The 23,293-nt window shown below is 63.4% G+C and carries 21 protein-coding genes; 11 read left to right on the plus strand and 10 right to left on the minus strand.

Going from position 1 to position 23,293, the window contains the following annotated elements; genetic code table 11:
• Positions 1 to 99: 99 nt before the first annotated feature.
• Complete coding sequence (locus ACWPOC_RS09625; protein WP_455408494.1) at positions 100 to 1,128, plus strand: acyltransferase family protein; 1,029 nt, start codon at positions 100 to 102, stop codon at positions 1,126 to 1,128.
• 472 nt (positions 1,129 to 1,600) lie between these two features.
• Here the strand turns inward: ACWPOC_RS09625 and ACWPOC_RS09630 are convergent, their stop codons facing one another.
• Positions 1,601 to 2,104, minus strand: a complete 504-nt coding sequence (locus ACWPOC_RS09630) for a DapH/DapD/GlmU-related protein (RefSeq protein ID WP_455408495.1) — start codon at positions 2,102 to 2,104, stop codon at positions 1,601 to 1,603.
• A 386-nt stretch (positions 2,105 to 2,490) separates the two neighbouring features.
• Here ACWPOC_RS09630 and ACWPOC_RS09635 point away from each other — a divergent pair, with 386 nt between their 5' ends.
• The 4 genes from ACWPOC_RS09635 (at position 2,491) to ACWPOC_RS09650 (ending at position 6,277) form a co-directional block, all read left to right on the plus strand.
• Positions 2,491 to 3,408 carry a UTP--glucose-1-phosphate uridylyltransferase gene (locus tag ACWPOC_RS09635; protein WP_455408496.1) on the plus strand — a complete coding sequence of 306 codons (918 nt, stop codon included), beginning with the start codon at positions 2,491 to 2,493 and terminating at the stop codon, positions 3,406 to 3,408.
• 366 nt (positions 3,409 to 3,774) lie between these two features.
• On the plus strand, positions 3,775 to 4,644 hold the full coding sequence (locus ACWPOC_RS09640; RefSeq protein WP_455408497.1) for a helix-turn-helix domain-containing protein: 870 nt from the start codon (positions 3,775 to 3,777) through the stop codon (positions 4,642 to 4,644).
• Between the two features lie 181 nt (positions 4,645 to 4,825).
• On the plus strand, positions 4,826 to 5,632 hold the full coding sequence (locus tag ACWPOC_RS09645; protein WP_455408498.1) for an aspartate dehydrogenase domain-containing protein: 807 nt from the start codon (positions 4,826 to 4,828) through the stop codon (positions 5,630 to 5,632).
• A gap of 414 nt (positions 5,633 to 6,046) precedes the next feature.
• Positions 6,047 to 6,277 (plus strand): hypothetical protein, encoded by a 231-nt coding sequence (locus ACWPOC_RS09650; RefSeq protein ID WP_455408499.1) that lies wholly within the window; start codon positions 6,047 to 6,049, stop codon positions 6,275 to 6,277.
• 70 nt (positions 6,278 to 6,347) lie between these two features.
• Here the strand turns inward: ACWPOC_RS09650 and ACWPOC_RS09655 are convergent, their stop codons facing one another.
• Complete coding sequence (locus ACWPOC_RS09655; RefSeq protein WP_455408500.1) at positions 6,348 to 7,268, minus strand: SDR family oxidoreductase; 921 nt, start codon at positions 7,266 to 7,268, stop codon at positions 6,348 to 6,350.
• Positions 7,269 to 7,485: 217 nt separating this feature from the next.
• On the opposite strand from ACWPOC_RS09655, the gene istA reads away from it, so the two are divergent.
• The 3 genes from istA to ACWPOC_RS09670 are packed head-to-tail and all read left to right on the plus strand — an operon-like array spanning position 7,486 to position 10,676.
• A complete protein-coding gene (gene istA, locus ACWPOC_RS09660; protein ID WP_296549579.1) occupies positions 7,486 to 8,724 on the plus strand; it encodes an IS21 family transposase in 1,239 nt (412 codons plus the stop codon).
• On the plus strand, positions 8,721 to 9,512 hold the full coding sequence (gene istB / locus ACWPOC_RS09665; protein ID WP_169651804.1) for an IS21-like element helper ATPase IstB: 792 nt from the start codon (positions 8,721 to 8,723) through the stop codon (positions 9,510 to 9,512). Before istA ends, istB begins: the two co-directional genes overlap by 4 nt.
• Before the next feature lie 39 nt (positions 9,513 to 9,551).
• Positions 9,552 to 10,676 (plus strand): hypothetical protein, encoded by a 1,125-nt coding sequence (locus tag ACWPOC_RS09670; protein WP_455408501.1) that lies wholly within the window; start codon positions 9,552 to 9,554, stop codon positions 10,674 to 10,676.
• Between the two features lie 87 nt (positions 10,677 to 10,763).
• Here the strand turns inward: ACWPOC_RS09670 and ACWPOC_RS09675 are convergent, their stop codons facing one another.
• The 4 genes from ACWPOC_RS09675 to ACWPOC_RS09690 form a co-directional block, all read right to left on the minus strand.
• Positions 10,764 to 11,039 carry a hypothetical protein gene (locus tag ACWPOC_RS09675; protein WP_455408502.1) on the minus strand — a complete coding sequence of 92 codons (276 nt, stop codon included), beginning with the start codon at positions 11,037 to 11,039 and terminating at the stop codon, positions 10,764 to 10,766.
• A 248-nt stretch (positions 11,040 to 11,287) separates the two neighbouring features.
• On the minus strand, positions 11,288 to 12,814 hold the full coding sequence (locus ACWPOC_RS09680) for a sugar transferase (protein WP_455408503.1): 1,527 nt from the start codon (positions 12,812 to 12,814) through the stop codon (positions 11,288 to 11,290).
• Between the two features lie 193 nt (positions 12,815 to 13,007).
• Positions 13,008 to 15,056, minus strand: coding sequence for a heavy metal translocating P-type ATPase (locus ACWPOC_RS09685; RefSeq protein WP_455408504.1), 2,049 nt, complete (start codon positions 15,054 to 15,056; stop codon positions 13,008 to 13,010).
• Between the two features lie 48 nt (positions 15,057 to 15,104).
• The gene (locus tag ACWPOC_RS09690; RefSeq protein WP_455408505.1) at positions 15,105 to 15,944 is read right to left on the minus strand and encodes a DUF305 domain-containing protein; all 840 of its coding nucleotides are present in this window, start codon (positions 15,942 to 15,944) and stop codon (positions 15,105 to 15,107) included.
• On the opposite strand from ACWPOC_RS09690, the gene ACWPOC_RS09695 reads away from it, so the two are divergent.
• Positions 15,943 to 16,629 carry a response regulator transcription factor gene (locus ACWPOC_RS09695; RefSeq protein WP_016694859.1) on the plus strand — a complete coding sequence of 229 codons (687 nt, stop codon included), beginning with the start codon at positions 15,943 to 15,945 and terminating at the stop codon, positions 16,627 to 16,629. The genes ACWPOC_RS09690 and ACWPOC_RS09695 overlap by 2 nt on opposite strands.
• Entirely contained in the window at positions 16,626 to 17,744 is a 1,119-nt protein-coding gene (locus ACWPOC_RS09700; protein WP_145692277.1) for a sensor histidine kinase, read from the plus strand. Before ACWPOC_RS09695 ends, ACWPOC_RS09700 begins: the two co-directional genes overlap by 4 nt.
• Here ACWPOC_RS09700 and ACWPOC_RS09705 read toward each other — a convergent pair.
• From ACWPOC_RS09705 to ACWPOC_RS09720, 4 genes are all read right to left on the minus strand, one after another.
• Positions 17,735 to 18,172: an SRPBCC family protein gene (locus tag ACWPOC_RS09705; RefSeq protein ID WP_120280290.1), complete on the minus strand. Its 438-nt coding sequence runs from the start codon at positions 18,170 to 18,172 to the stop codon at positions 17,735 to 17,737. The two genes, ACWPOC_RS09700 and ACWPOC_RS09705, sit on opposite strands and share 10 nt — an antisense overlap.
• Positions 18,173 to 18,278: 106 nt before the next feature.
• Complete coding sequence (locus tag ACWPOC_RS09710; RefSeq protein WP_455408506.1) at positions 18,279 to 19,343, minus strand: MBL fold metallo-hydrolase; 1,065 nt, start codon at positions 19,341 to 19,343, stop codon at positions 18,279 to 18,281.
• Positions 19,344 to 19,515: 172 nt separating this feature from the next.
• A complete protein-coding gene (gene bsh, locus ACWPOC_RS09715; protein ID WP_455408507.1) occupies positions 19,516 to 20,487 on the minus strand; it encodes a choloylglycine hydrolase in 972 nt (323 codons plus the stop codon).
• Between the two features lie 124 nt (positions 20,488 to 20,611).
• Positions 20,612 to 22,141: a sugar transferase gene (locus ACWPOC_RS09720; protein ID WP_455408508.1), complete on the minus strand. Its 1,530-nt coding sequence runs from the start codon at positions 22,139 to 22,141 to the stop codon at positions 20,612 to 20,614.
• Positions 22,142 to 22,663: 522 nt separating this feature from the next.
• Here ACWPOC_RS09720 and ACWPOC_RS09725 point away from each other — a divergent pair.
• Complete coding sequence (locus ACWPOC_RS09725; RefSeq protein WP_455408509.1) at positions 22,664 to 23,293, plus strand: hypothetical protein; 630 nt, start codon at positions 22,664 to 22,666, stop codon at positions 23,291 to 23,293.

A 23,293-nucleotide genomic window follows, 5' to 3' on the forward strand; every position in this document is an offset into this window, starting at 1 on the left:
GAACCTCGCGACTAAAACGGAGCAATGAGGCACCGCTCCTCGTAGGGGTTGAACAAAAATTAGGCTGGAACAGACTCGAACTTCAGGGGATTGATGCGCATGACGGACTCTAAGTCCCGGCTCAGATGGATGGATACGGTCCGAGGACTCGCTATTCTTCTGGTAATTGTCTGGCACTCCGTAGCCATCCCAGCACTCTTTGGATACGATATGCCGGTATGGCTACGATCCATTAACGATTTTTTCTTGCCGTTCCGAATGCCCGCATTGATGTTCTTGTCGGGATTCCTGCTTCAAAAATCCCTCAAAAAGCCCCTTAAGTCCTACTACACTGGCAAGTTAAAGATGCTTGTCTGGCCCTACTTGATCTGGGCGTTGATACATTTAAACATGTACGAGTATCAAACAGCACTCTTTAATCCACGAAGTTGGATTGCCACTGGGTACCTTTGGTTTCTCTTCTACATCACGTGCTTCTACTTCGTTGCTCCTATTGTTCGCTCAATAAATCCCGGCCTAGTTGCAATTGCAATGGCACTTGGATCACTTGTCGCACCCGAAGGATTGATTAATCACTTTCTGTATTTTGGCACATTTTTCTTCGCGGGACATTGGGCAGGTGTGCATTCGGAAAGGTTTGAGAGGATTCTTGCCAGCAAAAGGTGGGTAGCCATTGCGGGACTATTGGCCCTCTCGATAGGTGCAGCGTCGTCCATATTTGGCAAATCCCTTGCTTACCGAGCTGAGCTCGCGATTTTCAGCATGGGCGGGGTTGTATTCATCATCTGGGCCGTCAAGTCAATTCAGAAACGTGACCGGATCAGTGCTATTTCTTTTATCGGTGAGCGTTCAATCGTTTACTATGTTACTCACTTCCCCCTCATGCTAGGGATGTTTTACATTTTTAAAGAACTAGGCGTTGGCAATATCGAACTAATTTCCATTTCCGGGATATTAATCTCTTTGACTGTCGGGTGGGCAATGGCGCGGTGGTACCGGACCCCTCCAATCAAGTGGCTCTTCCAGGCTCCCCACATTCCTGGGACAGCACGGAAGCAAGTCGGCCAGCCTCGCCCGACCGCATCCGGCGATGTCATCCGAACAGATGAAACCCGAGATCGAGCGTAACGCTTGGTCACCTAATCTCGACGTGAGGGCGTGACCCTTGTTCGCTTAATTACTATGTGGCGAGAACTCATTGCGCAGACTCGTCGACCTCTGCATGAACCGTGGCCCTGCGACAGATGCCGGAAAATCGTCGAGCCGGGAAATGGCGTTCGACGCCGTTACCCGGGACTCGTCATTGTGTACTGCAGCCACGAATGCGATCTTGAAGACCAACTTGATTGCCTTTGAGCTTAGCCACTGGCCGTTGTTTCTAGGGTCTATGTGCCTGTCTAACTAACGCATGGGGGGGTCGAGCAAGACGTACAGGTGGACGAGCGCGCTTAGGAATCTGGTCACGAGACTGCATACTGCGCGCCAGTCACATCAAGATTCACTGCTAGATTGCAACCCACTCACCCTAGGCGCCCGCAACTCTTATAATTATACTTCGGATGACATTGCTGATGCGCGAACGTTAGCACTTCGTTTTTATTCAAATATTTTTGATCGCTTTCGCGGGTATACCCCCATAGACCGTATTAGCCTTACAATCGCTGGAAACGACCGCTCCTGCAGCAATAATTGCGCCTTCACCGATCGTTACACCGGGAAGAATAACAGCGCACGCTCCTATCCACACCCCGTTCTTCACTACGATTGGGCGGGACACTGCATCACCTGCCCTACGGGTGGCGCTACCAACCTCGTGGGAACTAGTCACGAAGGTCACGCGCATACCGATAGCGCAATTGTCTCCAATTTCGATTGGGGCACTTGTATTGAACATGCAATCATAATTTACAAAAGTTCCGTCTCCAATGCTGATCTTGTTACTCCCAAACCATACATGAGGAGAAATCGACGCCGAACCAATGCGCATCCCATAAAGACGAAGAATATGGGCGCGAAATGGTTTAGGAATCAGCGACGACGCTATGAATCGATTGAGTACGATATCTCGCCAAAGTCCCGGCCAGAACCGCTGAAGGAGCGTCATATGATCGCCAGAAGGCCGAGGCACACCTGTCGCTCACCGAGATGCATTTTTGCGCCCTCCATATCCATTAGCACCTTGCCTCTCCCATCAGGATCCTCCCTGCGTGCGCTGATCAACCGTTGCTCGACGGAACCATCTCATCGAGATCTAGGCAGATTATCCTGTTGACTAATGGTGCACCAATTAAACTGCCACAAATTAGATAACCTTCGGCGCCTCACAGTCGGTCGACACTACACACATCCGGTAGAGTCCCGAGCAGACTTTTGCAGCCACATTCGAGCGGTCACCTCATCGAAGTGCTCGCTGAAGCTCAACAACCGTGTACCGAACTTGCATGAGGATTCAGCTCGCATCAGCTCTAGAGGGGAGGCGACATCACCACTATGGAAGACGCAGCTAGAGAGTGCAATGTGATCCGGACGGCGGTGGTACCGGCGGCAGGGATGGGGACTAGGTTCCTGCCGGCCACAAAGACTGTGCCGAAGGAGCTCTTGCCGGTGGTGGACACACCGGGCATCGAACTCGTCGCGACGGAAGCCGCCCAGTCGGGAGCTCAACGACTTCTCATCGTGACGGCTCCCGGAAAGGACGGAGTCGTCGCGCATTTCGTCGACGACTTCGACCTTGAGAAGCACCTCGAAGCGAAGGGCAAGCTCAAACTGCTCAAGAAAGTACGACGGGCGCCCAATCTGCTCACGGTGGAATCGGTTGTCCAGGAGAAGCCACTCGGCCTGGGTCATGCTGTCGGTTGCGCGGAAGCTGCTCTGGAACCGGACGAGGACGCGATCGCTGTTCTCCTGCCGGACGACCTCGTGCAACCGAGCGGCATCCTGGAAACGATGGCTCGTGTCCGCGCCAAGCGCGGAGGAAGCGTGCTGTGCGCCATCGACGTTCCGAAGAGCCAGGTGAGCTCATACGGCGTATTCGAGGTCGAGGAAGTTCCCAACGTCGCGAATCCGGACGTTTTACGAGTCCGCGGCATGGTGGAGAAGCCGGCTCTTGCCGATGCTCCGTCCACACTTGCCGCCGCCGGCCGCTATCTGCTGGATCGTGAGATCTTCGAAGCCTTGCGTCGGATCAAGCCGGGCGCAGGCGGGGAACTTCAACTCACCGACGCGATCGCACTGCTGATCGAGGAAGGTCACCCGGTCCACGTCGTCGTGCATCGCGGGACTCGCCACGACTTGGGCAACCCGGGTGGATATCTCCGGGCAGCGATCGATACCGCTCTCGACAGCGAGGAATACGGCGACGGCCTCCGTAAATGGCTCCACCAGCGGCTGGACTTGGACGCCGACTGAGCAGGATGCGGTCGAATCACATCGATGGGACTTAGGTCCCTTCCTCGATATGCCGTATGACCCCGGTTCTGGTTAAATCCTCAAGTGTGTTGCCTCCCCGCAACATGCCCCTTCCCCTCCCCGGGAATCGGCGGCACCTGAGCCCCGCTGGCTCCTCCCCTCTGCCAGCGGGGCTCGCGCTGCTTGGGGATACCTATAGGCGTTGACGCCCCTCCGCATGGGTGCCAAGATGATCAACTACGTACTCGAATGCGTGTGCGAAAAACTGAAAACAGATGGCCCGCCGCGACTGGCATCGCGACGGGCCGGATGTCCGACTATGGAGGAGTCGAACATGCGTCAGCATACCCACGTGCAGGTGACATCGTGAGCATCGAAGCCATCACCTGGGCGCTCGAACGCGCCGACATTCCGTCCCCAACTCCTCCCGGCATGCCATCGGCGCCGGCGCTGACAGTGGTGCTACTCGGCCTGGCAAATCATGCGTCCCGGCATGGCGCGGATGCGTATCCGTCCGTGCGGAAGCTTGCCGGGTACGCCCGCATCAGCGAACGCCAGGTGCAGCGTTGTTTGAAGGCACTCGCCGCTCTCGGCCTCATTTCCACAGGCGACCAGGAGCGGATCGCGGCGACAATTCCTCGCGAAGACCGCCGCCCCGTCCTGTACAACCTCTCGATGAAGCGAGGTGACACGTCGTCACCCCGCAGCTCTGAACGAGGTGACAAGACGAAGCGCTACGGGGTGACAGGAACGACCGAGCGGGGTGACACCCCGGTCACCCGAACCGTCCTTGAACCAACAGATGAACCTGCTGCACTCCCCCACCCGACACATCACACCCGCGATGCAACACGCGCGCAGCAACCATCTCCCATCGACCGATTGGCCACGGCGTGCCGCCGGGCCGGCCTGTCTGCCCGGTTCGACACCCTGACGCAGGCGAAGTGCACCCTCGTCGAGCAATCGATTGACACTCACGGCGTAGATGCTCTCGTCCGTGCCGCGCTCGAACGTCATCGACCGTGGGACCCAGCTCGCTCCGCAGCGGCCTGGATCCCGATCTGGCAGTCGCTGCAACCACCCCGTCCGAAACTCCCGCCACGATGCGGTCGGTGCGATGAGTACGGCTGGTTGCCCGACGACGAACTCGGACGTGCAGTGCGGTGTCCATGCCGCCAAGTGGCGTCGCACAGGATTGCCACTTCACCCCGGGAGACGATGCTCTTGGCAGCATGAGCACACTGCCGCTGTCGGCCGTGCGCTGGCGCCGTAGTTGCCCTCATAGCAACGCATTCCGATCCCTTGATTGGTGCTGCGAGCGATACGACGACGTCGCGAATCAGACATCGCCGATTCCTTCTCTCGGTACCATGAGCCCGTATTTCGTGGAAACGAGCGGCGGCATGCCGCGGAGGATGTGAGGCAACTGGCACCCGAGGAAATCGAACATCGTCCGATCGCAGTGTGCGTGGTTGGGACTGGCGCGATCGGGCAGACGTTGATCGACGCTCTGCACGCCGGCTCAGTGCCGGAAGTAAGCCTCACGGCCGTGTTGAACTCACGAAGCAGCCCTGAGGAAGCCGCTGCTGCGTTCGACGCTGCCGACATCGTGGTCGAAGCTGCCACGGTCGATGCAGCCCGGACAGTGCTAGCCGAAGTGGTGAAACGCGGTAAGGACGTCATCGTCTGTTCGTGTGGAGTCTTCGCCGACCGCGGCTTCGAGGTGGAATCGTTCGGCTCCGGACCAGGCCGTGTACTGCTCCCGACGGGTGCGATCGGCGGTTTCGATGTTTTGGCCGCAGCGACACGAGCAGGAACCGGCGGCGCACGCCTGACCCACACCACGATCAAACGACCCAGTGCACTCGGCATCGAAGAACATCTGGACGCAGAACGTACCGTATTCCGAGGATCTGCCCGAGAGGCTGCGCTGGCCTTTCCGCGAACCTCGAATTCGTCGGTGGCTCTCGCCCTTGCGACGCTCGGGCTCGATCGGGTCGAGGTGGTGGTCATTGCCGACCCCGCCGCTGCGAGCACACGCCACGTCGTCGAGTGGGAGTCGCCGCTCGGCCGGTACGAGTTGACGTTCGAGAACGCGATCGACCCGGCGTCGAGTGGACGGACGTCTTCGATCACTGCCTGGTCGGTGATCGAGGTGCTTGCTGCGCTACCGCTCGGGATCGGTCCGGGCGCGGTCGTCATCGGGCCTTCCCGTAGGTCGTAGCCGACCCAAGAGGATCCGAACACTCAACGAGGGCGATTGTCGCTTTCGCGTGCTTGGAGCAGAATTTCGGGACGAAAGTCCCAGGCGCCCGGGCGGAATCGTAACCACTTCTGTCACATTCGGGTTTCCTGATGGTTGCCTGGGTAGCGGCGCGTGAACGGGTGCTGTACACAGTGTGAAACACCACATTTCGCAGGTGAAGGTGTAACTCCCTACCGGGAGTGGCAATTCGGTTTCACCTGACCTACTCGCACCCTGGAGCAGCCTGTGACGACATCATCGCTTTCGGACCGACCGGCACGGGTACTTTTCCTCGGCACCCCTTCCAGCACCGTCGCACTCGACAGGTGGACAGAACTGCAGGAGCGCCTCGACCTCGCGGGGATCGAGACCACCACCGCTTTCGAAGGCGAGGTGGACTACGCGATCCTCACCGAGGACATCCTCGACGGCTACTGCACCGCCGCCGAAGCTCTCATTCTTCAGAAGCTCCGTGCTCGTGGGATCACGTGCGCAAGCACATGCGCCGGCCCCGAGCAGATCCTCGCCGCGCTGGCGGAAACCTCGGCCGACGTTGCTTCTGTCGTGCCGATCTCGGCAGCCCGGGGAAGCACTTATCGGCACGCTGTATCCAGCGCAGTCTGAAACTCCAGAACGAGTCGTGCGCGCTAGTGGAGATTCACTGGCGCGCACGACTCGTTGATTACGGCTCGTTCTACGGCGACGGCATCCCGCCGTTGACGTGGATCGTCGCACCCACCACGTAGCTCGATTCGGGCGATGCCAGGAACACGTAGGCCGGCGCCAGTTCGGTCGGCTGCCCCGCACGTCCGAGCGGGGTGTTCTGCCCGAACTCGGGCAGCTCTTCCTTCGGCTGACCGTCCGACGGCTGCAGGGGCGTCCAGATCGGTCCGGGCGCAACCGCATTCACACGGATGCCCTTTTCCGCCAGCTGGGTCGCCATGTTCTTCGTGAAGTTGTTGATGGCGGCCTTCGTCGACGAGTAGTCGATCAACGCCGGCGACGGCTGGTACGCCACGATCGATGTGGTGTTGATGATCGTCGAACCCGGCTGCAGATGCTTCAACGCCGCACGCGTGGTGCGGAACATCGCGAGGATGTTCACCTGGAAGGTCTGCTCGAGCTGATCGTCGGGCAGGTCGTCCAGCCCTTCGACCGCAATCTGCTTTCCGGCATTGTTGACCAGGACGTCCAGTCCGCCGAGCTGCTCGACCGCCTGGTCGACGACGTCGGAGCAGAACGAGGCGTCCTTCAGATCACCGGGAAGCGTGATCGCCTTACGACCGCTCTCGCTGATGATGCGAGCGACGTTCTTTGCGTCAGGTTCCTCGTCCGGCAGGTACGAGATCGCGACGTCGGCGCCCTCCCGTGCGAAGGCGATGGCAGTGGCGGCACCGATGCCCGAGTCACCACCGGTGATCAGTGCCTTACGTCCTTCGAGTCGGCCCGTGCCTCGATACGAGAACTCGCCGATGTCGGCCTTGGGCACCATGTCGGCGTCGAGTCCCGGCTCGGGCTGATCCTGCTTCGGCGGTGAGATGGACGGGTAGCGAGTAGTCGGATCCTGGAACTTCAGTTGATCGGTCTTATTGGTGTGCACGTCTTGTTCAGCCATGAGTACCGCCTGTGAATCGGTGTGGTTCGAAGTGCTCGAAAGCTTGTTGCAAGTGGCTTCCCGGGGCGATAGACCCGCAAACCCCGGCACCCGCTACGACTTCTTCCACGACAGGGACTCGGACGTGTCGACGGCGGGTGAAGACTGACCCCCAGACGGCAATCGAAAACTGATCCCCTCGGAGATGCTGACCTCAGTCGAGGTCAGGAGGAAGCGGGTGTTGTCTGTGGAGGACTGGGCCGAGATCCGGCGACTGCACCGAGCCGAAGCAATGCCGATCAAAGCGATCGCCCGGACGATGGGATGCTCGAAGAACACCGTCAAGCAGGCTCTGCGATCGGCAGGACCCCCGAGATATCGGCGGGCCCCGAAAGGCTCTCTCGTCGACGAGGTCGAACCCCGAATCCGGGAACTGCTGACGGTGTGGCCGACGATGCCGGCCACGGTCATCGCCGAACGCCTCGGCTGGCAGCATTCGATCCGCATCCTGCGCGATCGCGTCCGTGAACTGCGTCCGGCGTATTTGCCGCCGGATCCGGTCTCGCGTACCACCTATCAGCCCGGCGAGATCGGGCAGTGTGATCTGTGGTTCCCCGACATCACCGTGCCGGTGGGTTACGGCCAGCACCGCACCGCTCCCCGGCTGCCGGTGTTGGTGATGGTCACCGGCTACTCCCGTACCCTCTCGGCCCGGCTGCTGCCGTCCCGGCGCGCCGAGGACCTGTTCGCCGGCTGGTGGCAGTTATGCCGTGGGCTCGGAGCAGTGCCCCGGACGCTGGTGTGGGACGGGGAAGGCGCGATCGGGCGATGGCGGCGCGGTGGCGCCGAGCTGACCGGTGAGTGCCAGGCGTTCCGCGGCACCCTCGGCGCCCAGGTGGTGATCTGCAAACCCGCCGACCCCGAAACCAAAGGGCTGGTCGAACGCGCCAACGGCTACCTCGAAACCTCGTTTCTGCCCGGCCGCACCTTCACCGGCCCGCAGGACTTCAACACCCAACTGCAGCGATGGTTGGAGACGGCGAATCGGAGGCGGATGCGGGTGCTCGGCTGCGCTCCCGCCGACCGGATCGCCGCCGATCGGGCGGCGATGCTGCCGTTGCCGCCGATCGCCCCGACGGTCGGATGGCGCCGATCGTTGCGGCTCCCACGCGATCATTACATCCGGCTCGACGCCAACGACTATTCGGTGCATCCGGCCGCGATCGGCCGACGCATCGAGCTCGTCGCCGGACTCGACCGGGTGCAGGCATTCTGCGACGGCCGGATCGTGGCCGACCATTCCCGCTGCTGGGCCACCCACCAGTCGATCACCGATCCCGACCATGCGGACGCCGCCCGGGCGCTGCGCCGCAGCCGACTGTCGATCGTCCCGGACCCGACCTCGGTGGAGGTCGAGCAACGCCGGCTCCGCGACTACGACACGCTGTTCGGACTCGACGACGAGGCATCGGGATGAGCACCCATCGCACGGCGGCGGAGCTGACCGCCGAGATCGCCTATCTCACCCGAGCGTTGAAGGCGCCGACGCTGCGGGACTCGGTTGATCGGCTCGCCGATCGTGCCCGTACCGAATCGTGGAGTCACGTCGAGTTTCTCGTCGCGTGCCTGCAACGCGAGGTCGCCGCCCGCGAAGCCCACGGCGGGGAAGGACGTATTCGCAGTGCCCGGTTCCCGGCCCGCAAGAGCCTCGAGGAGTTCGACTTCGACTACGCCCGTGGTCTGCGCCGGGAGGTGCTTGCGCATCTGGGCACCTTGGATTTCGTCGCGGCCAAGGACAATGTGGTCTTCCTCGGGCCACCGGGGACCGGCAAGACGCATCTGGCGATCGGGCTGGGGATTCGGGCGTGCCAGGCCGGCTACCGCACCTTGTTCGCCACCGCCGCCGAATGGGTCGCGCGGTTGGCCGAAGCACACCACCAGGACCGGCTGCAGCAGGAACTGGTTCGTCTGGGCCGCTATCCGCTGGTGATCGTCGACGAGGTCGGCTACATCCCGTTCGAGCCGGAGGCGGCGAATCTGTTCTTCCAGCTCGTGTCCTCGCGCTACGAGCGGGCCTCGCTGGTAGTCACCTCCAACAAGCCGTTCGGTCGGTGGGGTGAAGTCTTCGGTGACGACATCGTCGCCGCCGCGATGATCGACCGGCTCGTCCACCACGCCGAGGTCGTCGCCCTCAAAGGCGACTCCTACCGGCTCAAGGACCGCGACCTCGGCCGCGTCCCCACCGCCACGCCGGACGAAGCATGAGACCCGGCGCAGCAGGATCCGATACGCGATGATCATCCGGTGCAGTCCAACGGCGTGGTCCAGGTCGACCATCACCAGTTCAGCTTCGGCGACCCCACGGTCGACACCCTCGATCCGATCGCGCAGGGCACCTTGATCGATGTCGGTGACGGGGCCGTCTCGTTCTACACCGGCATCGCCTACGGCCCGGTCCGCGTCGGTGTCGAGCTACTCGATCAACCTCCGACCGATCCTCCGCAGGAGGACTGGGAGGTCATCGAGGAAACCACCCTCTCGGCGACACAGGCGATGGTCGTCTCCGCTCTCGACGGCACCGTCTGCACCACCATCGATCCGGTACCGGCGGGCACCTATCAGCTGCGAGCACACGCTCGTGGCCGCGACGCTCATTTCGGTCTCGACGTCGACGAGATCGTCGAGGATTATCTGATCTGCCTGTGGCCCACCAGCACCCGCACCACGGATGCGCAGGTACGAACACTGCGTAAGACCGACACCGCGTGGTCACCGCAGCCGCAGGTCGACCGCCCGGAACCGTCCCGGGAGTATGTCTACGTCCGGGACGAATCCGGGAAGGTGATCACCGTGCCCCCGCGCAGCCGCGAAGCGCTGGCCGTGCGCTCCGTCCTGCACACCTTCGGCGGAAAACCGCTCACGCCGGCTCTCGAGGCGATCTATGCCGCCCGGCACGTCGCCGGACTGGACCGCGACCTCATTGACCGCGTCGAAGCACTCGACGCCGACCGGCAACGCGCCTTCGCCCGCTGGTGCGTGCACCAAGCATGGGAACGCGCCGGACTCGTACGGTCCCCGTGGTTCCGCCAACGGCTCGCCGACATGGATGCAGGACAACCCGCCCACCCGGACTTCATCGCCAGCACCAACGCCCGCAACCGACTCGACACCGACCCGCGGATCCGGCTCACCCTCGTATCCGGGCTACCTGCGAGTGCGGAGCTCGTTCAGCAGTACGAGGCGATGCAGGCGTACGCACGGAGCATGTATTCCGAGGCGATACCGCTCGAGTCGGCGATCGAAGCGCTGCGGCACGCCGCGCAGACCTACGGGATGGACTATCCCGAGTTGTTCGCACATGCCCGCAGCGACTTCTTCGGCGACCACACCACAAGTGACCCCGAGAATCGCGGACCCGGTGATTCCTGACCCCATACGCAACGGGTCAGATTTCATCTGCCGCTAGGGGGTCAGTCTTCGATTGCCGTTGACACGACGAGCGCTCACCGAGAACGATCAGGGCTTGTCCACGCGACGCGCATGCTTCGTGAAGGTGTATCTGCGTCGCTTGGTGCCACGCCTCCGACGTCGAATCCCCTTCGGTGACGCGCGCTCCCCCTCGACCGGCGACTGCGCGTCTCGTAGGACGGGACGGGCAGCCACGTCGAGAGCCGACCAGCGCTCGACAGGGGATTCGCGTTCGTCACGCGTGCGGATGATTCGACCGAGAATCATCGCGACGGCAACGGAGACGACGATCCAGCCGAGCAGAGCCCAGAGAATCCAATGCACGACCTGGACAACGGTCCAAGTCTCACCATTGTTACGCCATCACGCGGACTTCACCCCGAAATTCACCCCATGAGGAGCCCTCGAACGCTTCCGAACTCGGAGAGAGTGCGCCGAAGAACAGAGAGACCCCGCCGGAAGGGCATGCGAGTAACCTTCCGGCGGGGCTCGACGTCACCGTGCAGGGGACGGCGACAGCCTGAAACACTACCGTGAAGTTGATCTTGGGGCGAGAATCGCTCGATCGAAGGTCAGTACGCGCCTTCGCTGGCGGCGACCGCCTTCACGGTCTTCATGATGATCAGCACGTCGGAGACCATGGACCAGTTCTCCACGTACGACAGGTCCAGACGCACCGACTCGTCCCACGACAGATCCGACCGGCCACTGACCTGCCACAGGCCCGTGACACCCGGACGCACCAGCAGGCGACGCTTGACCCGACCGTCGTAACTCTCCACCTCGCGACGCAGCGGCGGGCGCGGACCCACCACGCTCATCTCCCCGCGCACGACGTTGATGAACTGCGGCAGCTCGTCGATGCTGAACCGACGCAGGACCCGACCCACACGGGTGACGCGCGGATCCTCCTTCATCTTGAAGAGCAGGCCTGCGCCCTCGTTCTGATCGAGCAATTGGTCGACCAGCTTGTCGGCGTTCTGCACCATCGAGCGGAACTTGATCATTCCGAACGGAGTTCCGTCGAGTCCGATGCGCTCGGACCTGTAGAAGATCGGGCCGCCGTCCTCGAGCTTGATGAGCAGCGCTACGACAGCGAAGACCGGAGCCAGGCACAGCAGCGCGGTGAGCGAGAACGCGAGGTCGAACAGACGCTTCCCGCTGCGCTTCGCACCGTGATAGCTCGGCTTCTCCACATGGATCAGCGGCAAGCCGGCAACCGGGCGCATTTCGATGCGCGGGCCGGCGACGTCGACGACGCCGGTCGCCACCACCAGATCGGCGCGCTCGGGTTCGAGCTGCCACAGCAGGTCGCGGATGCCCTCGTGGCCGAGGGTCTCGGTGGCGGTCACCGCGACGGTGTCGGCCCCCGAGGCACGCAACGCTTCGACGACGGTGTTCTCGTCGCCGTGGATCGGGATCTGCCGACCGTCCACATCGATGCTCTCGCCCGGCACACCGGAATAGCGCGGCACGCACACGCCCACCACGCGATAACCCTCACCACTGCGACGCTGGAACGTGCTGGCCATGTGACGAACTGCGCGAGCACCGCCCACCACCAGCACCGACGTCGTGAACTCGCCCTTCCGGCGCCGACGTGCGACAGCCCTCCGCCAGACCCACCGGAAGAACAGCAGACCCGCCAGACCGACGGGCAGAGCGATGGCGAGATAGCCGCGGGCAAGCTCCATCCGGAAGATGAGCGCCACGATGGCGACGAGGCCGAAGAGATTGAGCGTCGCAGAGACGACGCGCTGGTACTCCTCGAAGCCGGCGCCGATCACTCGTCTGGACCGCGTACGGAACAGTGAAAGAAATGCGATCCACGCGATGCCGAACGCGATGGAGATGAGCGTGTAACTCAGCGTTCCGACGCCGTCCATGGTGACGAGCGAATCCTGCCCGAACCGCGTCACGTGCGCGAGCACGATAGCCAGCACGACGACCGCACTATCGGTCAGGAACAGAGTGTTGACGTAGGACTTCTGCCAGCTCCACCTGTTGGATGGTCCACCGACGACCGACTCGCCGGCACTGCTGTCGAGACCGGAAATACTTTGCACAGCATCGTAGTTCGTGTGACGAACTGTGGTCATGACGGAAGAACCCTCACAGTGTGTCTCCTCCCCGAGACGCGTCGACGCTCGAGCACCTCCCTGCACTCGGACGTCGACAACCCCGTATATCGAAGCCGCGTCCTCCGTAGCGGCCCCGATACGTTATGCGATTGAGATCGTCTCACAGAACTGTTGCGTGCGCGCGACAACAAAAGGGAAGTTATCGAGAAACTTATCCGTGAGTAGCGTGCTCGGGGTCGAGATCGAGGCGCCGGAGCGTCTGGGCGTTGAGCGCCACGACGATCGTCGACGCCGACATGAGCACCGCAGCCACGGCCGGGGAGATCGCGACACCGGCGAAAGCGAGCACCCCGGCCGCCAGCGGAACGGCGACGACGTTGTATCCGGTTGCCCAGAGCAGGTTCTGCCACATCTTGCGATAGCTCGCGTGCGAGAGCTCGACGATCGACAACACCGCCCGCGGATCGTTCGCCGCAAGGACGACGCCGGCCGACTCGATCGCGACGTCCGTGCCCGCTCCGATCGCGATGCCTACGTCGGCCCGCGCGAGGGCAGGCGCGTCGTTGACCCCGTCACCGACCATCGCGACGGTGTGCCCGCGCTTCTGCAGCTCGGCGACCTTCGCGTCCTTGTTCTCCGGCAACACTTCGGCGAACACTTCGTCGATGCCCAGATCGGCGGCCACGGCATCGGCCACCTGCTGGGCATCACCGGTGATCATCGCGACCGTCACGCCACGCGCATGCAGCGCGTCGACGGCCTGGCGGGATTCGTCGCGCACGGTGTCCTCGAGCGCCACTGCCCCGAGTACCCGCCCGTCGGAGGCGACGTGCAGCACCGATGCGCCGCGTCGTACCCATCCGTCAGTGACAGCGGCGACGTCGTCGGGCACCGACAGTTGCAGGGAGCTCAGCATGGACGGTCCGCCGATCGTCACCTCCACTCCGTCGACCAGTCCACGCACGCCACGGCCGGGCAACGAGCGGAAGTCCGTCACTGCCGTCCGCTCTGCCGACGGCACGCGGGCATCGGCAGCCGCCAAGATCGCTCGCGCGACCGGGTGCTCACTGTCGGCTTCGACCGCTGCTGCCAGGGCAAGCAGGTGCTCCTCGTCGGTCCCCGCCGTCGCGACGACACCGGTGACCTCGTGCTTGCCCTGCGTGAGGGTGCCGGTCTTGTCGAACAGCACCGCGTCGACGGTGCGCATGCGTTCGAGCGCCAGCCGATCCTTGACGAGCACACCCGCCCGCGCCGCGCGCTCGGTCGAGATCGCGATCACCAGCGGAATCGCAAGACCCAGCGCGTGGGGGCACGCGATGACCAGGACGGTCACGGTGCGCACCACGGCTTCGTCGAGATTGCCGAGCAACGTCCATACCAGGAAGGTGAGGGCACCCGTGATTGCGGCGAAATAGAAGAGGAAGGCCGCGGCGCGATCCGCCAACGCCTGCGCGCGGGACGAGGATGCCTGGGCGTCGGCGACCATGCGCTGGATGCCGGCCAACGCGGTGTCCTCCCCCACCGCCGTGATCCGCACCCGCAACGCGCTGTCGGTGGCGACCGTGCCGGCGACCACCGTGTCGCCGACATCGCGGGTGACGGTCTTGGACTCGCCGGTGACCATCGACTCGTCGACTTCGGCAGTGCCGTTGATGACCGTGCCATCGGCGGGCACGCGTGCTCCCGCGCGCACGAGCACCACGTCGTCGAGGGTCACTTCGTGCAACGGCACCTCGACCACGCCGTCGTCGGTGACCTTCTCGGCGGTGTCGGGCAACATCGCGGCCAGTGCTTCGAGTGCTCCGGAGGCCGAACCCAGCGCTCGCATCTCGAGCCAGTGACCAAGCAGCATGATGACGATCAGCAGTGCCAGTTCCCACCAGAAGTCCAGGTCGAAACCGCCGACCTCGAGAGTCGTGGCCCACGACGCGACGAAGGCCACCGTGATCGCCATGGCGATGAGCAGCATCATCCCCGGTCGGCGGGAACGTAGTTCGGCCCAGCCGCCGGTCAGGAACGGCACGCCGCCATAGAAGAAGATGACGGTGCCCAGCACGGGTGGGATCCACTCGACGCCCGGAACATCCGGGAGGTGATAACCGAAGAGCTCGGCGACCATGTGGCTGAAGACCACGACCGGCACCGACAGGATCAAACTGACCCAGAACCGTCGCCGGAACATCTCACCGTGCGCGCCGTGCCCTGCGTGACGATCGTGACCGGCGTGCTCGTGAGTGTGTTCGTGCACATGCTGGGACATCGACAGCTCCTGACTCGGCCGGCGGGACGAACCCGCGACGCGGATCGGCTACAGAGTGGTCAACAACTGACGCATCGTGTCGATTTCCTTCTGCTGGGTGTCGGCGATGGTGCGGGCCAGCTCGACGGTATCGGGGTACTGCCCGTCCTCGATCTCGTCCTGCGCCATCTCGATCGCTCCCTCGTGGTGGACGATCATCTGCTCCAGATACAGGCGGGCCGCGTCGACACCCTGCGCGTCGGACAGTGCCTGCATGTCCTGCTCGCTCATCATCCCGTCCATGTGCGGCATGTCGTCCATGTGCGGCATGCCGGGCATGTCGAGTCTGTCCATCCGGGGAGTGTCCTCCCTGTGCATGGGCGGCATGCCCCACTCGTCGAGCCACGCCTCGAACTGCTCGATCTCGGGTTGTTGCTCTGCCTTGATCTGCTCGGCCAGCGCCCTCACCGGCTCCGGGATGCCGTCCTTTGCCAGCAGCATGTCGCTCATCTCGATGGCCTGCGCATGGTGCGGGATCATCATGCGCGAGAACATCACATCGTCCTGGTCGAACCGCGCGGAGTTCGCCTCGGCGGATGTCGGAGCCGAAGTGGCGGTCGCCGTGGTTGCTTCGTTGCCACTGGAATCACTGCACGCAGACGTCGTGAATGCCACTGCCAGCGCGATCGCACCGGCGGCCAGAGCCTTCTTGTTCATGGCATCCACCCTCGCGTGTGCGCTCCCGGGTTCCGGTGGAGATCTCATGAAGATTTGCTCAAGAAGTGCGGGCACATCGTCAGCACCACGGCGGGTGACGATGATGGATCCCATGCCTTCCTCTGTTCGCCCGACGGGACCATCCGGCGGATCCACACCCGCCCCGAGCTCGACCGGCCGGATGCGAGCCATGGTCGTCGAGGACGAGGAGTCGTTGGCGAAGCTCGTGGGTTCGTATCTCGAACGCGACGGCTTCGACGTGACGATCACCGGCGACGGATCCGAGGCCGTGACCCTCGCGCGGCAGGTCGACCCCGACATCCTGGTGCTCGACCTCGGCCTACCTGGACTCGACGGTGTCGAGGTGTGCCGGCAGCTGCGAACCTTCTCCGACGCGTACGTCGTGATGCTCACCGCGCGCACCGAGGAAGTCGACACCCTGATCGGTCTGTCCGTCGGGGCAGACGACTACCTGACGAAGCCGTTCAGCCCGCGCGAACTGATGGCCCGCATCCAAGCGATGCTGCGTCGTCCTCGGACCACCGCGCGGGTCGTAGCGTCCGCGAGTCGGCAGACCCGGACGTTCGGGGAGCTGTCCATCGATGTCGACGGACGGGAGGTCGCCGTGCGCGGCACACCGGTCGCGCTCACCCGCACCGAGTTCGACATCCTCGCTGCCCTGGCGCAGGACCCAGGAGTCGTGTTCACCCGGGCGCAGCTCATCGCGGCCGTGTGGGGACAGAACTGGGTCGGCGACGACCACCTCGTGGACGTGCACATCGGCCATCTGCGCCGCAAACTCGGCGACGATGCGAACCAGGGACGTTTCGTGCGCACCGTCCGCGGCGTCGGCTACCGGATGGGTACAGGACGATGACGTCCGGCTCCCCCACCGCGACGAGTTTCGGCACCCGCCTGTTCCTCGCGCTCGTCGCCGTCGTCGTCGGATGTGCCGTCAGCGCATGGCTGGTCGCGTCCGCTCTCGCTCCCGGGATCTTCCACGACCATCTCGGACAAGCGGGCATCGATCACGATTCGAGCCAGGCCGCCCACGTCGAAGAAGCCTTCACCTGGGCCATCGTCCTCGCGTGGGGTCTGGCGGTCGCGATCGCGGTGCTGTTGGCCTCGGCGGTCAGTTGGTACATCGCGCGACGGATCCAGCGTTCGCTCGACACGGTGACCACCTCCACCGCACAGATCGCCGGAGGTCGCTACGACACCCGCGTCCCCAGCCCCGAGCTCGGCCACGAATTCGACGAACTGGCAACCAGTTTCAACGAGCTGGCACGACGCCTCGAAGCCACCGAAATCACAAGGCGCAGAATGCTCGCCGACCTCGGGCACGAAATGCGCACACCCATCGCCACACTCGACTCCTATCTGGAAGCACTCGAGGACGGCGTCCGCACTCTCGACGACGACACCCGGCAGATTCTGCGAGCCGCCACCCACCGGCTGAACCGCCTGGCACAGGACATCACCGCAGTCTCCCGGGCGGAAGAGCACCTCACCCGCATCCATCGGGTGCCCACGACCACCGGCGCCCTCGTCGCCACGGCGGTCGACGCGGTGCGCGAGCAGTACGACGGCAAAGGCGTGACGTTGCAGGCCGAGGTCGTCGAATCTGCGCCGGTGACGGTCGATCCCGACCGGCTCGGGCAGGTACTGGCGAACCTGCTGGACAACGCCCTACGGCACACACCGGTAGGAGGAAACGTCACCGTCGCCACTCGCATCCTGGGCCGCGGCCGAACGGAGATCACCGTGACCGACACGGGCGCCGGCATCGCGCCCGATCACCTCGACCACCTCTTCGACCGGTTCTACCGCGCGGACACCGCCCGCGACCGGAATCACGGCGGCAGCGGCATCGGCCTGACGATCGCGCGGGCACTCGTCGAAGCCCACGACGGTCGCATCCACGCGCACAGTGACGGACCGGGTTGTGGAGCCCGGTTCACTCTGGAACTGCCGACGGCGAGTCAGGCGTAATTGGACAGGACGAACTCGGTCAGCCCCTTCCGGACCGCTTCGACCGCGTGCTTCTGCCCGCGCTTCAGCACGAAGCCGGGAACCGGAACCTTCGGTTCGAGCGACATGGTGACGTGCACCCGGGTGCCGCGCGCGATCTGCTCCAGCGCGTATTCGCCGTCCTGACTGCGCTGCATCGCGCTCTCGACGAGCGTCCACGACGTCGACCGCTCGGTCCAATCGTGCTCGATGGTCTGGGTGTCGGAGAAGCCGAGCAGCGACAGGGTCATGCGGATCCGGAGCGGCCGGCCGTCATCGTCCCGGGTGAGCACCTCGACGCTCTTGTGCGCCGACGACCACTCGGGAATGCGCTCGACATCCTTCAGGGCGCGCATCACCTGCTCGGGTGTGGCCTCAATGTCGAATCGATCGGAGACGCTGGCCGCCATGTCGGGTCCTCCTCGTCGGAAACGCGGTACATCCACCAGATGACCCCGGATGCCCCACGCCGAAACCCCGCCGACGGTGCCGGCGGGGTTCGGGCCGCGCTGTCGATCAGCTGTCGACGCGCACCTCGTCGCCGGTGATGAGGAAGGTCATCAGGTCGGTGCCGACGGTCAGCGGGCCGTCGTAGTTCTCCCGGGTGCGTTCGACGAGCATCTCATCGGAGATCCCGGGGACGCGGCCCGGGATGCCGTTGACGATGTGGCTGTACACGGCCATCTTCGGCTGGGTCTGCTCGAAGATGTCGCCTGCCTGCTGCGGGTTCGTATGGTGCGCGTACACGCTGGGCAGCGCAGACGGATCCTCGAAGTCGGCCACCTCGTGCACCAGCACGTCGACACCTTCGCCGAACTTCAGGACGTTCTCGGTGGGCACGGTGTCGCCGCTGATGAGCACCGACTTGCCCGCATAGTCGACGCGATAGCCGACCGCCGGCTGGATGGCACCGACCGGATCGTGCTCCACGGTGAACATGGTGACGGTGACGCCGTCCTGATCGAAGACGACGCCGTCTTCCGCGAACTCGTGCGATTCGATCGGCGTGGTCGCGGGATCGACTTCCTTGTCCGCGACGCGCACGTCGATGTCGTTGCGGTAGGTGCTCTGCATTCCGTCGCCGATGTTCCGGACGCCGACGGGTCCGTAGAGCTGGAAGGCACCCTCGCGCCCACCGAGCGCCGGGACGTAGCTGCTCATCCAGAGGTCGGACAGGCCGTTGATGTGGTCGGAGTGGAAGTGGGTGAGGAAGACGGCGTCGACCTGACCGACCGGAACGCCGGCCTGCGTCAGGCGCACTGTGGCTCCGCGTCCCGCATCGAAGACGAGGTTCAGTCCGTTGGCCTGGACCAGCGTGGACATGCCGTAGCGCTCGGTGCTCGGCACCGGGCTGCCCGTGCCGAGCAGCGTCACGCGCATCTCGCCCTCGGCGGGAGCTTCGGAGGCCGGGTGAGCGGAGTCCGTGGGCCAACCATCCGACGCCGTCGTTTCCTGGGCTGCGGGTGTCTCCTGAGCTGCAGATTCACCGGAGCTGCAGCCCGTGAGTGCGAGCGCGAGAACACCCGACACCACTACTGCCGCCGTGCGGATCCGGCCGAATTCGAATGAGCGTCGTGACACCGAAGGTTCCTTCCAAGGGAACGAGAGATTCTGTACGCACTGCGTACGTAGTGAACGCTGTGCGTACATACTGTGCGGGTCATCACAGCGGAAAGTCAAATCACGGTTGCGTGTCGGAGATCGAGAACAGCCTCGGAGTCGAAACCCCGAGGCCGTTCCGATCGAGCTGCGGTCAGTTCTGCATGAGGACCTGCTGGCTCTTCACCAGCGGATACGACGCCAGTTCGCTCCCGTCGAGGTCCTCTTTGTGCATGTCCACACCGGTGATCTGACTGTTCTCGTAGGTGCGGTAGTAGTAGATGCCCCTGCGGGTGTTGCAGCACGACGAGTAGATGGTGATCTCGTACTTGTCGTCGAGCCGCACACATCCCCGCTGCTGCTCTACGGAGCCGAGGATGTGGAAGAACTGGCTGATCGCCTCGGACTCCGAGTCGCCTGATACCGAATTCACCTTGGTGAAGGCGGCCTTGACGAAGCGCGACATCGACGACAGGTCTCCCGGCAACCCCACAGCACCGAGGCCGCGACTGTAGGTATCGAAGGGGATCTCCTTCGAGAAGCGCGGCTCGGGTGGATCGACCGACAGACTCATGTAGTTGTTGATGTTGAACAACTGGATGTCGAAGGTCGGATTGTTCGTGAGGACCTGGATCGGGTTGTCGTGGACCTTCAAGCCCTCGGCGACGGATTCGACGGTGATGGACTCGTCCCGGTCGGAAATGATCCAGTGCAGCGGAGACGGCGGGAACTCCTCACTGAACGCAATGTCGACGATGCGCACGTCCGCAAGCGCGTCCCGCACCTGCGCGACGGTCTCGAACTGCCCGAGCACCCAGGGGATGAACTCGAACGACGCGACATTCGTCCCGTCCTCCGAAACGGGCTTGTAGTCGGCATTGTCGGGGAAGTTCAGCCCCGCCATGCTCAAGCCCTTCTCGTTGGTCGCGTCGTAGTAGAGCGGATAACCCTCGGCAACCGTCGCCATGCCGATCATGGCGTGATGCGTGTTCAGTGGCGGTGCCTTACGGAACTCGAACGGGAAGTTCCGCGGCGTGACCGTCACCGCTTCCCGGTAGGAGTATTCGAGGTCGAGATTCCGGCCGAAATAGTGGTCCTTGGCGGTGTAGTTGGCGGCTGTGCACATGCGGCTACCTCCGAACTGTTTCGTCCCACGGTATCGGCATATGCGTGGACGCATGGCGGTTCGGACGGTCCCATACGAGAACGGCCCCGGAGTCGAACTCCGAGGCCGTTCTCTTCGCGCTTGCTCAGTAGGCGCCGTCGCTGGCGAGCACTGCCTTGACGGTCTTACCGATGATCAACACATCCGAGACCATCGACCAGTTCTCCACATACGACAGGTCCAGGCGCACCGACTCGTCCCACGACAGATCCGACCGGCCACTGACCTGCCAGAGCCCGGTCACACCCGGACGCACCAGCAGACGACGCTTGACCCGACCGTCGTAGGCCTCCACCTCCCGCCGCAACGGCGGACGCGGACCCACCACACTCATCTCCCCGCGAATGACGTTGAGGAACTGAGGGAGTTCGTCGATGCTGAACCGGCGCATGATCTTGCCGATACGGGTGACGCGGGGGTCGTCCTTCATCTTGAACAACGGACCCGCACCCTCGTTCTGCGCCAACAGGGTGTCGACCATCTTGTCGGCGTTGGTGACCATCGACCGGAACTTGATCATCCCGAACGGCGTGCCATCGATACCGATGCGCTCGGCCTTGTAGAAGATCGGACCCCGATCCTCGAGCTTGATCAACAGCGCGACCACCGCGAACACCGGCGCCAACGCCACCAGCGCCGCGCCGGCGAAGACCAGATCGAAGATCCGCTTCCCCGACCGCTTCGCCCCGTGATAGCTCGGCTTCTCCACATGGATCAACGGCAGACCGGCCACCGGGCGCATCTCGATCCGCGGACCCGCGACATCGACCACACCGGTGGCGACGACCAGGTCGGTGTCGAGCGGCTCGAGCTGCCAGACCAGATCGTGCAGACCATCGCTGCCCAGGGTCTCGGTGGCGGTGACCACCACCGTGTCCGCCCCCGACAACTTGAGCGCCTCGACCACTGAATGCTCGTCACCGTAGATAGTGATCTCCCGGCCGTCGACATCGATCACATCCCCGGCCGCACCCGAATAGCGGGGCACACAGACACCGACCACGCGGTAACCCTCTCCGTCCTTCCGGGAGAAGGTGCTCGCCATGTGCCGCACCGCCCGCGCACCACCGACCACCAGCACCGACGTCTGGAACTCACCCCGAGCACGCTTACGCGCGACCACCTTCCGCCACAACCACCGCGACAGCAACAAACCGGCAAGACCCACCGGCAACGCGATAGCAAGAAAGCCGCGCGCGATCTGCTGGTTGGCGATGAGCGCGATGATGGCGATGGTGCCGAACATGGCGAGCGTCGCCGAAATGACTCGCTGATACTCGTCGTAGCCGGCACCGATCACTCGACGCGACCGCGTGCGGAACAGGCTCAGTGCGCCCAACCACGCGACGATGATGGTCACGGACGTCAACGAGTACTCGAGTGCTGCGCCCTCCCCGGCCAGCAAGAGTTCCTCGGATCCGAACCGCACCCACTGCGCCAGCAACACGGACAGCACCACGGCAAGCGCGTCCGTGACGTAGAGCCGCTTGACGTAGGCGTCCTGCCACCTCCACCGGTTGACGCCGGTGCCGGGCGACGCGTCCGCGGGGGCACGGTTCTGTGCACCCCGCGGAGCGTCGAACGGGTCGACCCCTCGATCATCGACCGTCGTCATCCCGCAGTCCTCCCCATAAGTGGTGTCTCCTCCCCGAGACAAAACTTTCCCGACGAGTCCAGCCCCGGCGTTGGAACCGGACTCGAGCGAGCGTTACCCGAACTATCTCTGAGAAATAGCTGAGCGTTACGTGTGAACTGAAGTCTTGTCGCAGATCAGCCGGGAAATCCAGACCCATCGTCCGAGACGATCGTGGGGTTGTGTCCTGTGTTCGGTTGAATCTCTTGGGCTTCGAGCGCGTATACCTGCATGTAACCCGAACAGCGGAGGCATCCTGAGTGACGTTAATCACGTTTATGTAGTGCCTAAAATTCGGCTTCGCCAGCTATATGGAAAGCGTGTTTCTGTTACTTCAGGTTGCGCAATTCGAGTGCCCGCGTAGTTGGACGAGGGGCCTCGTAATGCACCTTTGGGTCGATCGAGGCCGTTCTGTCCCCCATTCAACGTACAGACGACCCGAGAACCGAAATGCGACAGTGAGCCGTCGCGCCCTGTGCCCTGCCCGATCAGAACGGAGACGCCGTGGCGAACAACGCGCAAGACATCGCTCTTGGCATGCTTCTCGACGCTGTCGTGGTACGCGCTCGGCAACAAGCAGTCGACGAGCGCATCGCCGATGAAGAGAGGGAACGTCAACGGCAAGCCGCCGAGGTCCGGAAGCGGGCGGAACTCCGCGCGCAAGAGGAACGCGAACGCCGGGACAAGGTCCGACGGGTTCTGGGCCAAGGGGGTGCGCTGCTCGGGTGCTCGATCGTGGTTTGGTTGATCACTCCGATCGTCGGATCGATAGGAGCGGCCTTCAGCGAGACTATCGACAGGATGGTGTTCCTCGATGGCGACACCGGTGATACCTCGGGAAGCGGCCCCTTCGCCCTCTACAAGCTGTTGGCGATACTCCTTCTGTTCATGGTCGCGTCGTTGATGATGATCGGTCTGACTCTTCCCTTTCCGCGTGGAGGCGAAGTCTTGTCCGTTCCCGCCCTCGGTGGGGGCGCGATCGGACTTTTGATCCTGCTGTCCGAAGTCTTCACCGGCTCCGGCTCCGAATCGAGCTGGTGGTGGCCACCGATGCTTGCAGTCGTCTTCCACCTCGCATACGGCCTGATCCGCAAGTTGAACGAAGCCGGGCCGGCCACGTCGGCGAACAGATGA

It is taken from the genome of Rhodococcus sp. 5G237 (assembly GCF_053764735.1).